Origin of the sequence: Dapis hubbardiae BLCC-M172 (assembly GCF_050016015.1) — a bacterium.
GTDB lineage: Bacteria > Cyanobacteriota > Cyanobacteriia > Cyanobacteriales > Microcoleaceae > Trichodesmium.
The window spans coordinates 22922-36574 of the sequence record NZ_JBNHEQ010000098.1; the positions used below are offsets into that span (position 1 = coordinate 22922).

Consider the following 13653-nt stretch of genomic DNA (forward strand, 5'->3'; position numbering starts at 1 on the left):
CTACCTAAGTTCTGGTAATACAATTTTTGATCAACTAAACGTCCGTATCTATAAACTTTTGCACTACTTCTAAAGGTAAGGAAAGAGCATTTGAAACTTGTTCAGCAGTTAAACCCATACTCAATAAACGAGGAATAGCTTCTTGCTGCTGTTGAATAATTAAATCTCTTTCTCGTTCAATTTGTTGACGTGCAGTTGCTTCCCGTTGAGCATTTTTTCTTTCTTGTTCTTTCTCCTCGAGAATTTCTACATAAGTGCCAAAACGTTCCCCATCTGGTCGATAAATTTCTAATTCTTTACCTTCCTTTTCAAAACTAATTCCTATTCGCGGACTTACCCAACCCTCCATTTCTTCTATTTCAATCATCTCTTCTCCTTGACGCCACCATCCTTTTAATCTCCCATTTTCTGGATAGTAAACATAATATTCTTCGACTCCATATTCAGAATAAAACTCTAATTTTGTCACTTCCAACTCATTAATAGTGTTGCTAGGAGAGGCAATTTCAAATACTACTTGAGGAGGAATATTTTCTTCTTCCCACTGTTTATAAGAACCCCTATCTCCTTGAGGGCGACCAAAAACTACCATAGCATCGGGAGCTTGTTTAACCCAAGGTTGTCTTTCTTTGGGATACCAAAATAAGTCTCCAGCAATAAAAACATTGGGGTTATCTTTATAGATACCAGCAATACCTCCCACAATAGTAGTAATAAAACGGAATTGAATAGTATTGTCTGCCAAGGGTAAACCGTCACTTTCTGGATAAATAATTTCTGTTTCTTCTATGAATGCCATTTTAGTTACCTGATTTTTTTGTCTTTGTAAGTAACTGCTACTGGATTTTAATAGACTTCTTGCAGAAGTCAGGGAATAGGGGTTCAACAATTAATAATTAATAATTAATAATTAATAATTACCTCTTCTTATAAAGAAGAGGATTGACAAAAAGGATTTTTTTCTTGTTTCTCCATAAATGGAGAGGCTTTATACCTGAATTTTTCGGTAAAAATTGTTGATTTTATCTCTTTAATTAAAACTTTTGCAAGAGGTCTAATATACTTAATAGTAGCATAAATAGAATTTGACGGGAGACAGAAAATTAGGAACGAAAGTTTTATTTTTTTCAGAATAGACTACACAGTTTTAACCAATAATATTATCTCCGAATAATGAGTTATAAAAAAATGTTATTTGCAGAATTGATCTAGCCATATCTATTATTCGGGTTAGAGCAATTCTACAAGCTTTAATGATAACTATTCAACCGGAAATGATATAACTTATAACTAATAACTGATACTCATCCCAATTTCCAAAGTTTAATACTTTGATCGAAACTAGCACTAGCTAAAATTTTTCCATCAGGACTAAATGTAACGGAACTAACCCACCGAGTATGCCCTCTAATAGTTCGTAAAAGTTTCCCTGTTTCTAGATGCCAAATTTTAATAGTATGGTCGTTACTTGCACTAACTAAAGTTTGATTATCCGGACTAATAACTACAGAATTTACCTCATTAGCATGACCCCTTAAAGTGCGTAAAAGCTTCCCTGTTTCTAACTGCCAAATTTTAATAGTTTTATCGCTACTACCACTAGCTATTTTGTTTCCATCAGGACTAACAGTAACAGATAAAATTCTGCCGTGATGACCGACTAATGTATAAATTTCTGTGCCTGTTTCTAGATTCCAAGTTTTAATATTATTGTGGCTACCTGTAACTAAAATTTTTCCATCCTGACTAATATTAACTGCATAAATACTGTCATAATGACCCCGGAAAGTATGCAGCATTTTCCCTGTAGGTATATGCCAAATCTTAATAGAATCATCGCTACTACCACTCACTAATTTTTCTCCATCAGGACTAATTGCAATAGAAGTAACTCGCAGAAAATGACTCTGCAAAGTTAGTTCTGTATCTGTTTCTAAATCCCAAATTTTAATCGTACCGTCGTAACTTCCACTAGCTAATATATTTCCATCTTTGCTAATAGCGATCGCCACTACATCATTAGTATGACCTTCAATTATGCCTAATTCTTCTATATCTAATTCTTCTCCTATTTCCAGATGCCAAATTTGAATAGTACCATTACCATTACCACAAGCTAAAATTTGCCCATCTTGACTAATAACTACAGAATAAACTCTTTCTGAATCTGTACTCAAAGTTCCTTCTAAGGAAACTCCATTCGGCAAACTTAACCTTAAATATTTGGGATGAATCCGAAAATAACCAACAAAATGACTGCCTCCTATAGTGAGGATTAAAATTATTCCTCCTACTAGAAATTTTCCTTTATTTTGAGATAAAAATTTCTCTAGTTTGTCATATTGAATTTGCCTTGGCTGATTTTCTGGATAAATTACTCCAGGATTTAATCTCTGTTGGAAATGACTAAAAATTTGAGTAGCACCTAATCCCAGAACTAAAATCGCAGTACCTAATAATAACTTTCTCTTAACTGGATAATATTTTTGGGAAATTAATGGTTGAGATAAATCATCTTTTAATCTTGCTAATCTTTGTAAGAGTATCTGAGTATTTTTTTGCTGTTTTTGTGAGATTAAGTAATCAATAAAATCTGCTAATTTTGGAGATATATTAGAAAGTTGGCTTCGCCAGTTTAATGTATTAGTATCAGAATTTAAGAATGTAGATAGGAGCTGACCAGTCAATAAGTAAATAAAGGTATATCCTAGTGCAAGAAAATCTGATTCTGCTGACTGTAATTCTAGAGAAAAATTAGTTAATGTTAATTGCCCATTGGGGCGAAGAATAATATTACTTGGTTGAATATTTTGATAGAAAAATTGTTTTTTATGTAATAAGTCTAAGATTTCTATGAGTTGAGTCAACCATTCGAGAGCTAATTCTTGACTCAGAGGTGAATTGTTTTTTCCTAACCAAGTATGTAGGTTTTCTCCAGGAATTTTTTCTATCCCTAAACAGTGTAATTTTTGATTACTATTTCTCGGCAAAAATGTAAAATATCCACCAGGTTTTACTTGAGGAACTCCAGGATGATTAAGTTCTGCTAATACCTTCGCTTGTTGTTGAAATTGAGAAATGTATTCAGTACGATCTATATGTAATACTTTTAGAAGTAAAAGTTCAGTGTTTTTTTCTCCTTTTACTTCTACTTCATAGATAGCTACCCCATGATTATCGCTAAGTTTTTTGACAACTTGATATTGCTCTTCTATTAATAATTTTGAGCCACAAGCTGTACAATATAAAGGGTTATTATGATTTTCTGGATGAGAGCAATTAGGATTAATACAATGGCTCATAACCACTACCAATTCTTTTTTCTGATTATAGCTAAGTAGTCGTGCTTTTAGGAATTTCCTAGTTTAAAGAGGAAATGGGGAATAGGGAATAGGTATGGAGGGAGAAATAATTGATAATTTATAGATAAGATTGGAGATATATAAGAAATGTGTAATTAATTTTGTATAAGCACTTAATTACAGCACGAGACAGAGTTCATAAAACTGGGTGGATTTTTTTACTATGCAACTATTTTTATTACAAAAAAATCTTTTCTCTCTCATTCCATGCTAACTATGCTCCTTACCCTTTATAATTAATAATTATGAATTAGTGGTGCTAAACTTAACTAACTATAATATTTATCTATATTATGTGTTATGGTTAAGGTACATTTTTACAATTTCTTTAAGCAAAAGTCTAATATGGATAGTCAAAAGTCAATACAGTCATGTTATTAGGAGCCAAAGTTTTAATTGATAATTATTTCCACTGATTATTTTGATAACCTACGGTGTGAAATTATTTTTAATATTATTTAAGTGAATTCCTATGGAGTCTGTCCTAGTATAATCAGAATCTTTATACTATTATTTCAGAGATTTTAGTAGCGACTAAGGATGTAGATGGTTAACTTCTAGTCGAACCTCTAGTTTGAACCATACCCAAACCCAGGGAAAGTGAAAATTTGGCATTACCTCAAACTTATCCTGGTATCAGACTATTTTTTAATCTTTAAGTTTGACTTTACTTTTCTTTTCTGTGCTAAATTTATGACTAATTATATGTAATTTACAGTAGTAGTTTTGTAGCTAAAACTTCTATATTTTGTAGCTAAAATTTTCAGGATTTGCCTATTTTTAACTAATAGTAGCGAACCTGAAACTAAACTCTAATGACCTATCATTCTGTAAAAGTTGCCTCTGAAAACTCCTGAGAGAACATCATGCTCCACCACAAATCTACTTTTTTTATTATTACATGGTTGACTTTATGCTGCTTTTCTCCAACTGCCAGTAGAGCCATAATTTATAATTCCAGGACAGGGGAATTCAGTAATCGTACCTTTACAAAAACAGTAAACCTACAATCTCATCAAAGTTATCCAGTTACTCTGTATCTTGCTCAAGATAGTGACTCAAAAGGCAAAGAATCTGAGACCAAGAAAAAAAAATCAAATTCCTCTGATTCCAATGTGCCCAAACCAGTTCGTTCCATAATTAAATCTCTAGGAGGGCGAAAAACACTATTCCTGTTGAGTATCATATCTGTTCTAGTCACTGGTACAGCAGTATTTATTTTACTTAAGCTGTTTGACGATCATCAACCTAAAGAAGATTTATATCCAGAAGACCTATCCTCTCCAGAGCAAATACCAGAAGCAACTTCACCCGATCTAGAAACTAACCATCCCAATCTTAACCCCCCTCAATGGCCAACATATCCCCAAGACTCTGCCATGGCCAATACTGAAGATTCTTTTGTTCCTGCACAACAAGGGCAACTAGGGGAAAATACTTATGTACCAATTTCCTATAATAGCTCCAAATTAGATCATCAAGAAATTGAAGCAGAAACATTTCCTATAGTTGATAGTAATTCTCCTATTAATCGCCAAGAAGATAATAATTATGAGCCAAAAGAAACTCCACTAAATTTACCAAAATCAACTGACGAAAATTATATCGTTCAAGATTCTAAAAATATTACTCAGCCAAATAATTATCCTTTGCCTCAAGTTAATATTGTTGAACAATTAATTAATGAATTGCAAAATTTTGACCCTAAAAAACGGCATCAAGCTATTTGGGAGCTTGGTCAAAAAGGAGACTCTAGAGCTGTTCAACCATTAGTTAATTTACTCATAGATTCTGATTCTAAACAGCAAAGTTTAATTTTAGCGACTCTCTCAGAAATTGGCACTAGAACATTAAAACCAATGAGTAGAGCTTTAGCAATATCACTACAGAATGATAATGCAGAAGTCAGAAAAAATGCTATCCGAGATTTAACACGAATTTATGAGTTAATTATTCAAATAACTAACCTCTTGCAACAAGCAGAATATGACCCAGATCCTGAAGTTGAAAAAACAGCAAAATGGGCTTTAGAGCAGTTAAATAGAATTCATACGAGGGGAAGGGAGTAAGGGAGTGACGAAAATTCGACAATCAAGCAGTAGAGTTGTTCATACAATGTGCCATACTGAACCGTATGATTCAAACATTAGACTAGATTTAAGATTTATCATCTTTCACGATCGCTTTTGTAATTTGACTTGAGATATTTTAATTGGCGATCCCTCTGAGAAAAAAATTTAACCAAGAAGGAAGAAGTTAGAAAAATCTCATCAAAAAATTTATTCTGGCTAATCTCAAGTATTTGACTACTCAAGTAAGATTATTTTTTACTAGAAACTACTTTCAATTTCAGATTTCTAAATCAATTCTATTATTTTTTAGCATTCCTCAAATATTCTATTTCAATCTGGAAAAGCAATTTCTATACCCTAAAATAATTCATCTGTCAATAGCCATAATTACTTAAGCACTTATACTCATATAAAATTTATTGTTTTGAGGTTATTCACTTTCGCAAAAAATTTTAATATTCAGGATGATTTTAACGTAAATACTTGCTTGTAGCTTTATTCAAGACAGAATTTTTTAGTTTTAAACACAACATTAGCACAATACCTTATGTACAAAATATGATACCAAATGCCTGAAATAACGCAAGTCCGTGAAATATTTTGTAATAATTTGGAAAAAATCGGAGCTTGTTTGATTAAAAGAAAAAAATTGAATTACTGATGTGATAAGTTAAATTTATATTTTGCCCTTCTTGTCTAATTTTTAATTTCAAACTACTTTTGGATGATTAGCGATCACATTCCTAACAAAAAAGAGAAAATTTTGGCACTACTCGTAATACCAACTCGCAAAAACTTTACTATATTTAGATTTTTTATTTCGCGCATATTATTTGCTGGAATGAATGCTTGATATTCGGAGTTAATGAGGTACAAAGTTTTATCACTTTAGTAAATAGGGAAGAGATATTAGTCTTCAACTGTAGCTTACCATCCTCAAAAGTGCTGTAAATATTTTAGCTAGCGATCGCTCAATTTAACAAATACAAGACTTACGCACCCGAACCGAAAAACCCGGTTATGTTGGTAGATGTCTATTTTTCAAATATAAGATTTCTCCTATCAACTGGGTTTCTTTGCGTAAGTCTTAAATATAGAAAAGACATTTCCAGCAAATAATATCATGTCCGGTAGCATCGTTTGTGTATAAAATTAAGTCACAATTGAAAGAAACCCTTCAGCATAAGTGCCTTCTGCTCTCTGCCTTCCTTCCTCCAAAGTATAAGTAGGGCTTGCTGATTAAATCTCAAAGCATTTACAGATAAAGATTTTAGCCTTTTTATAGCGGTTTTCACTTCATGACTTGCATTACTTCTTCCTTCTCTCCTAGATAATATGAGCCTTCTTCCTTCTTTCTTTAAACTCAAATCTCTGTACTCTAAAAAACATGAAAACTGCTATAAGTATGGAAAAAGTACCTGGTTTTCAGCTCTTGTTGCTCCAAAAGTCAGCATTTTGGGTAAGAGTTGGGCAAAAAAATTACTCCCCTACTCCCCTACTCCCGTACTCCCCTACTCCCGTACTCCCCTACTCCCGTACTCCCCTACTCCCCTACTCCCGTACTCCCGTACTCCCGTACTCCCCTACTCCTTAAAAAATACTTTTTCAGCAAACCCTAAGTATTCAAGGAGACATGATAAATCAATTTTTTCTGAAATTCTTGTAGGGAAGTTCGATGCAACTTCCCTACATTCTTAACTGATAGAAGCCATTTGGAATATTAGCAAAGGCGAGGGTTTTTGGTAAAAGAGTCAGAATTTCCGTTTGTCATGCTCCGCAAACAGAATTGCTGAATTGGCGGAGATGGAGAAATAGAATAGAGGAAAAAGATAGAATAAGCAGCCCCCTTGCTTCACCATCTCCCCTACTCCCCTACTCTCAATCTATAATTTTAAATAGATCCCTTCAGGGGTTCTATATTTGGCTATTTACAATTTTATCAATCACTTGCTTCCTGACTCACTGAGGCATTCGCCTCAGTCGCTTGCCACAACTTAAAAAGTAACAATTCAATCCCCTCGCTCAAGGCAGTGATAAAAATTCCATTTTCTTGTTCTGGATCTACCGTAATCCAACTTCCTCCTAAACTAACTTCCACAAACTCATCATCAGCAACACAAAGGGCAATATCTTCCCCACCCTCCTTTTTGACAGCTACCTCCAACATCGACAACTCAGGTAAACTTACAGGTAGCAAAAAAGCTGCGGAACTTGGTTCAACTATAATTTTTTGACCAACTCGCATAGCCAACATTACCCGCAGTGCTACCAACTGTTCGGGAGATTGAGCCAAACGCTCCATATAAAAGCCAGATTCAGTATAAGTTAACTTTAGCATTCCCGGTGGTCTCTCCTTTTTTGACTAGCTGTTAGCCTTTAGCATTTCCTAACGGAATGCTTCGCAAACAGCTATCAGCTTTTAGCAGCTCTGGGTTAATCCCCAAATGGTTTAGGAGGGGTTAAAATTCCCTTCATTCACCTTAAAAAAACTTGCTCCTGCTGATGGCTGAGTGCTGAGTGCTGACTGCTTTTTTAATTTGAAGAGCTTCGGATGTTATTGAGTAATTAATCTATAACTCAAAACTCAAAACTCTTTGCAGTTATTGAAATTAGTTTTGTTTACAACATCTGGCATCTATAGCTAAGAAAGAATTTGCTTAGGACATAGACTGATAATAAATCTTAGACAGCGGAAATGTTTTTCCAACTGTTCCCTGTTCCCTGTTCCCTGCTATAGGATAATTTCCTTGCCATTCTCTTCTCAAATGACGGCATCAAAATTTAGCTCTAGTTACTTCACTAGAACTAACGAAACTTATGAGCAACTTTTCCGGTCTGCTCCTGCAAAAAAATAGGAACTTCTAAACCTCGTGTTGCCGTTCGCGCCAGAACTGTTCAGCAAATGCAATAGTCGGATGTATTGGTGTCTTCGGTTGATTTAATAATTTCATCCCTGCTTCAGTAGGAGTACGATTACCTTTAAAAGCATTGCACCTTTCGCAAGCTGTAACTACATTATCCCAACTATGCTTACCACCTTTCGAGCGAGGAATAACATGATCTAAGGTTAAACGCTTAGTAGTACCGCAATATTGACAACGATGATGATCTCGCTTTAAGACTTCCCTGCGGTTGACAGGAGGAACTTTCCACACTCGTTCTTGGGAGGCCATCGTTAAGCGAATTTGTTCAGGTACATATAAAACCAAACTAGGAGAACGCACAGGCCAGCCACTTCCATTATCAAAATCTAGAGGTTCAGCTTTACCAGTCACCAATAGAGCGATCGCCCGCTTGATATTTACGCGGGTCATGGGTAGGTAATTCTGGGAAAATACTACTACAGATTGGTTTAATACTTGAGTCATACTGGTCACTGCTTTACCTCCTAATTTAAAATTTTAGATTTTTTATAGCGACTGGTTTCTCAATTAATTGTCCAAATTCAAAAATTTACTTTTATTGCTTTACTTCCTGATCCTATTTAAAACTAACAGCCCCTGCTTCTGTTTATTCGGAAGCGGGGGCTAGAAAAAAGATATTTATACCTTTTAGTCTGAGTTATGTACAGATATTTTCGGTCTGTACCTTCCCCTTCCTAATTGATTTGACCTGATATTTGGCCGTTCAATCTGAAAAAAATAATTAATTTTTTCGAGTAGCCCTAAACCCCCATAATCAATGCCAAAATCTGTTCCATCACATAATATTTTTCCCAAACTCAAGCATGAAGTAGTCACACAACCTTTTAATAGGTTGCTTTTTGACTGTTCGATGGCTTGGATAAATGAAAATTTCACAAGAAGGCTCTCAAAAAGTGGGTTTCAAATCTTACCTTTTTTATACTACACTAATATTACAGATATGTCTAGGTAAAAATCAAGGAGAAAAAAATCATGTACACAATTCCTAAAACCTCAACTACTGATATGGAAGTTACTAGCATTCGTCTAGAAAAGGAGTTAAAGGATAGACTGAAAAAACTGGCTAATAATAAAGGCTATCAAGCTCTGATTCGAGATATCCTCTGGACTTATGTCCAACAAAAGTCTGGCGATTATCGGCCACAATTTTCCCATTCGGATATTCGAGCTAGTTTACCTGCAACAGCTCAACAAGAGGAACGATGTGTACTTACTGGCAAGGTGATACGACCAAGTGAAGCGATGTTATTAGGACTTACGACTAATGGTGATATGGTACCCCTCAGTATAGATAGTCTGGAAGATTAACTACAATTAACTATTGGTGATGGGTAATTGACAATTTTAAGAAGTACAACAGATGACGACGCCCAATTTTATTTATTTGTCTGTTTGCCCATCACCTGAATCATACATAGTTAAAATGGAAGGGTTGGGAGTTTTTTTGTCTGTTTGTTCCTAACTTTACCAAACCTATTCAACTGAAATACTGGGTTGTTTCATTGGAATAGTTTATCTGATTTCAGGTTGATATTCATTAATTTTTGCTGAAACTTTCTTCTATTTTCCTATTGATTTTTTTCTGGATTGAATAAAAAGTCATGTGTATATACGAGCGACTAACATTAAATAAATCGTATCAGAATGTGAAGAGGAATGCAATACCAATATCTAGGATTTTTTTGGAGCTTCATAAAATGAAAATGGTATTGATGGAGGATGGAAGGCGATCGCCTATGATGCGACTATCTTGTTAATCATAGGTTATATCATTGGGGCTGGTTGATCTGATTTTTGGTCAAGATTTATTACTTTAACGCAAGACCTTCTTCTACTGATTTTTTTGATTGAATAAAAAGTCATCCGTATATACGAGCGACTACCAATAAATAAATGGTATCAGAATCTGAGGAGGAATGCAATACCAATATCTAGGATTTTTTTGGAGCTTCATAAAATGAAAATGGTAGTGATGGAGGATGGAAGGTGATCGCCTATGATGCAGCTACCTTGAGCGAAAAATTTTGGTTTTAAGCTTCCTGTTGAGAGAGAATAAAAAAGAATCTTCGGTATTTTCAGCCTCCTGGTTTTGGTTTGTCATACTGCACAAACAGGAGGAGCTACTGATAACTGAAATGCCCCCTAGTCATCTACCTAAGTTAGAGGGAATTCCTCATTAAGTTGAGACTGATTAATTTCAGGCCCAACCTAGCCCTACTGAATTTTTTTGTATAGTGATAATTTGAGAATATCTTTTTTTGTTTTTGTTCGTTATAGATATAAAAATAATTATTGAAAATGCTTTCTATTTTAGCTTTAATACCTAAACCTATGCGTAGATTATGGCAAGTTGGACAAACTGTACTTGGCTTAATATTCCGCCATCCTCTTACGGGTGCTAGTGTAGTCCCTATTTTACCTGATGGCCGGATAGTTTTAGTTCGTCGTCGCGACAATAATCAATATGCTCTACCAGGAGGTATGGTTGAATGGGGCGAAGATGTTTTGACTACCGCGAAAAGGGAGTTATTTGAAGAAACAGGGTTAGAATTAGTAAAAATTCGTCGATTGGTGGGAGTATATTCTGCACCTGATCGAGACCCAAGAGTACATTCTATTAATATTCTGGTGGAAGCTGATGTTCGGGGAAATATGGATGCTAAAGACACCTTAGAGATTAGTCATGTTCAAGCTTTTGAACTTACATCTTTACCACAGAATCTTAGTTATGACTATGCTCGACAATTAAAGGATTATTTGAGTGGTTTGACAATTTTAGACTAAACATTTCTCTAATTGATTAATTGATTAATTGATTCTATTCTCTTACCTGATAACAAAGTTGTTTGGAGGTATCTATTAGTTAAATCAAAAAATTTATATTTTACCATTTATGAATCATTTATGCTGAAGTTGATAACTACTTTATACTGAGCCTCTTTTCCCAATACCTAAGACCAAGCGTGATAAATATTTGCTATAAATAGTTAGGCTATTTCTAAGAGTGTCCGAGTCAGAATGAATAGCTTAAATACGATTTATTATAGTGGAGTTTCTGTTTTTAGTCAAAGGAACATCTCATGTAAAGTCTTTCAATGACTCTTTTTATTCATTACCAAAAAATAAAGGTATAAAGCCTTCTATTTCAAGAGAAAAAAATTGCTAGGATATTTTCTTATATTCAATTCCGTTACGGTTTTACATGAGGTAATTATCCATTATTTACGATCAATTATCAATCAATGAAATTATTTTTTCATCCATGGTATAATACCAAGCGTGATAAATTTTTGCTACAAATAGTTAGGCTGTTTTTTTAGGAGTATCTGAGTCAGAATGAATAGTTTAAATACCATTTATTACCATTGATATTTTCTGTTTACTCAAAGGGAAACTAAATGTAAAGTATTTTAATTCGCCTTATTGTGCGTAACATTCTTTTTTCAGGCATCGTATAACACCTAAAACTTTTTTTAGGTGTTAGTTGTAGGCGAGGTTTGGAAACAAAATTAAAGTATAAATTAGTTATGAAATCAAGCATTAATCATTAGACATCTCCAGAAAAGAGGGAATAGGGAATAGGGAGAAATAATTGAGAATTTATGGATAATAATTGATTTTACTTTTGATTTTTGGAGATGTCTATTGATAAACAGTAGAATATCAATTATCAAAAGTTATATTACGCTTATCATCTTGAATTTTGCCAACATATAAAGCCCTCAAATATAGCAAATTTTTGATAATTGGTATAACTACTACCATGGAGGAGCAATACTTGCAAAAAATACTTTTTGCAAGTATTGCATTTTGCATTTTCCCTCTTACCTATCGACTAAATTTTATAAGATTCTTTTTTTTAAATTGATAAGCTATTGTGTGTGCATCTAAATTTAGATTATGATGATATTTGAGACATCAGCCTGAACTTTTCTTATATTTTAACTTTTAACTTTTGAATTTTGACTATTTATGCACTTTTTATGGCTTAATTCTCGTGTCAAGTTGTCTAGTGGGCTATTATTTTGGCGTGAAATTGGTACTGGTTCAAATAATATAGTTTTTCTACATGGAACTTGGTATGACAGTAGTCAGTGGTTATCAATTATGGAGGGATTGAGTCTAGATTATCATTGTTTTGCACCAGATTTACCTGGATTTAGTGAGTCGCAATTTTCTTCTACTCATTACTCAATTAGTCAAATGGTAGAATCTTTGAATGAATATATAGCTGCTTTAAACTTAGAAAAGATATATTTAGTCGGTGACTCTCTCGGAGGTTGGATAGCTGCTAGTTATGCTCTTAAGTATTCAGATAAATTATTGGGTTTAATTTTATTATCTCCTGAAGGAATTGATATTCCTGATGTAAAAGTACGTTGGCAATTTTCTGGTTGGTTAGCTCCAAGAGCTTCTTTTTTGTGTTTTATTTTGCGATTAATATATCCTTTGGCTAGGTTATTAGGAGTTGAGAGAAAGGTCAAATACTTACTACAAATTAGACAGAAATTACTGCTTGATTCCACAGGAAATATAATTTTATTTAGACGTAGGTGGGCAGAAATAAAAGCTGAATTATTAGCAGAAAATTTGGCTTCTTTAAAAGTCGTAACGTTTATTTTACAAGGTTATAAAGATACAGATATTGCTCTTTCTATGAGTAAATACTATGCTGATTTATTACCAATGGGTAAACTTTATTTAATTAATTCTGGGGAGGATAACTTACCTAAAAAAATGCCAGATATCGTAGTAAATAAAATTCTGGCTTTTTTGAGAAACGAATCTAATTTATCATAGTTGTTTAAATAGGTAAGTTTTTAAAATTAGAGAGTTTTTTTCAAGAAAATATTAAAGCTTGAAGCTATGGAATGAATTTAGATTTATAGCTAATATAAAAAGTTTTTACTGTTTGAAAACTAGCTATATTTTAGTTAATATTTCCAGATGACTTTGTGGTTAAAAATAGTTGTTTCTTCTTATCTGTCCCCTACTTGCTAATCCCTACCTATTTCTTTTTTTAGATTTACTGATATATTCAGTCTGTTATACCAGTTTGATAAATTTTTGCTACCAATAGCTAGGAAATTTTTTAGGATTTAGGAGTAAGAATGAATAGTTTAAATATCATTTATTAGAGTGAATATCTCCTTTTAGTCAAAGGTACATTTAGTGTCAATTATTTTGACTATAGCAATTCCCAAAAAGAGTGAGGTACAAAATTCCTTGGTTTTAGGGAGTAGGGAGTAGGGAGTAGGGAGTAGGGAGTAGGGAGTAGGGAGTAGGGAGTAGGGA

At 33.7% G+C, this 13653-nt stretch carries 9 protein-coding genes; 4 read left to right on the forward strand and 5 right to left on the reverse strand.

Annotated features, from left to right (window positions below; all coding sequences use genetic code 11):
• Nucleotides 1–34 precede the first annotated feature (34 nt).
• Nucleotides 35–799, reverse strand: a complete 765-nt coding sequence (locus tag ACP6PK_RS09450) for a Uma2 family endonuclease (RefSeq protein WP_094676690.1) — start codon at nucleotides 797–799, stop codon at nucleotides 35–37.
• Between the two features lie 505 nt (nucleotides 800–1304).
• Nucleotides 1305–3302, reverse strand: a complete 1998-nt coding sequence (locus tag ACP6PK_RS09455) for a WD40 domain-containing protein (RefSeq protein WP_426559389.1) — start codon at nucleotides 3300–3302, stop codon at nucleotides 1305–1307.
• A gap of 926 nt (nucleotides 3303–4228) precedes the next feature.
• On the opposite strand from ACP6PK_RS09455, the gene ACP6PK_RS09460 reads away from it, so the two are divergent.
• Nucleotides 4229–5431: a HEAT repeat domain-containing protein gene (locus ACP6PK_RS09460; protein ID WP_426559390.1), complete on the forward strand. Its 1203-nt coding sequence runs from the start codon at nucleotides 4229–4231 to the stop codon at nucleotides 5429–5431.
• A 1942-nt stretch (nucleotides 5432–7373) separates the two neighbouring features.
• Here the strand turns inward: ACP6PK_RS09460 and ACP6PK_RS09465 are convergent.
• The 3 genes from ACP6PK_RS09465 to ACP6PK_RS09475 form a co-directional block, all read right to left on the reverse strand.
• Complete coding sequence (locus ACP6PK_RS09465) at nucleotides 7374–7772, reverse strand: alr0857 family protein (RefSeq protein WP_426559391.1); 399 nt, start codon at nucleotides 7770–7772, stop codon at nucleotides 7374–7376.
• Between the two features lie 523 nt (nucleotides 7773–8295).
• Nucleotides 8296–8811, reverse strand: coding sequence for an HNH endonuclease (locus ACP6PK_RS09470; RefSeq protein ID WP_094672585.1), 516 nt, complete (start codon nucleotides 8809–8811; stop codon nucleotides 8296–8298).
• A gap of 174 nt (nucleotides 8812–8985) precedes the next feature.
• Nucleotides 8986–9234 (reverse strand): hypothetical protein, encoded by a 249-nt coding sequence (locus tag ACP6PK_RS09475; protein ID WP_143437749.1) that lies wholly within the window; start codon nucleotides 9232–9234, stop codon nucleotides 8986–8988.
• Between the two features lie 96 nt (nucleotides 9235–9330).
• On the opposite strand from ACP6PK_RS09475, the gene ACP6PK_RS09480 reads away from it, so the two are divergent.
• The 3 genes from ACP6PK_RS09480 (at nucleotide 9331) to ACP6PK_RS09490 (ending at nucleotide 13158) form a co-directional block, all read left to right on the forward strand.
• The gene (locus ACP6PK_RS09480) at nucleotides 9331–9666 is read left to right on the forward strand and encodes a ribbon-helix-helix domain-containing protein (protein WP_094672584.1); all 336 of its coding nucleotides are present in this window, start codon (nucleotides 9331–9333) and stop codon (nucleotides 9664–9666) included.
• A 1023-nt stretch (nucleotides 9667–10689) separates the two neighbouring features.
• The gene (locus tag ACP6PK_RS09485; protein WP_426559393.1) at nucleotides 10690–11142 is read left to right on the forward strand and encodes an NUDIX domain-containing protein; all 453 of its coding nucleotides are present in this window, start codon (nucleotides 10690–10692) and stop codon (nucleotides 11140–11142) included.
• A gap of 1188 nt (nucleotides 11143–12330) precedes the next feature.
• Nucleotides 12331–13158 (forward strand): alpha/beta fold hydrolase, encoded by an 828-nt coding sequence (locus ACP6PK_RS09490; protein ID WP_426559392.1) that lies wholly within the window; start codon nucleotides 12331–12333, stop codon nucleotides 13156–13158.
• The last annotated feature ends 495 nt before the right edge of the window (nucleotides 13159–13653 follow it).

Coding starts and splice junctions, on each gene's coding strand:
- ACP6PK_RS09450 (WP_094676690.1), bottom strand. CDS start 799: ATGGCATTCATAGAAGAAACAGAAATTATTTATCCAGAAAGTGACGGT.
- ACP6PK_RS09455 (WP_426559389.1), bottom strand. CDS start 3,302: ATGAGCCATTGTATTAATCCTAATTGCTCTCATCCAGAAAATCATAAT.
- ACP6PK_RS09460 (WP_426559390.1), top strand. CDS start 4,229: ATGCTCCACCACAAATCTACTTTTTTTATTATTACATGGTTGACTTTA.
- ACP6PK_RS09465 (WP_426559391.1), bottom strand. CDS start 7,772: ATGCTAAAGTTAACTTATACTGAATCTGGCTTTTATATGGAGCGTTTG.
- ACP6PK_RS09480 (WP_094672584.1), top strand. CDS start 9,331: ATGTACACAATTCCTAAAACCTCAACTACTGATATGGAAGTTACTAGC.
- ACP6PK_RS09485 (WP_426559393.1), top strand. CDS start 10,690: ATGCGTAGATTATGGCAAGTTGGACAAACTGTACTTGGCTTAATATTC.
- ACP6PK_RS09490 (WP_426559392.1), top strand. CDS start 12,331: ATGCACTTTTTATGGCTTAATTCTCGTGTCAAGTTGTCTAGTGGGCTA.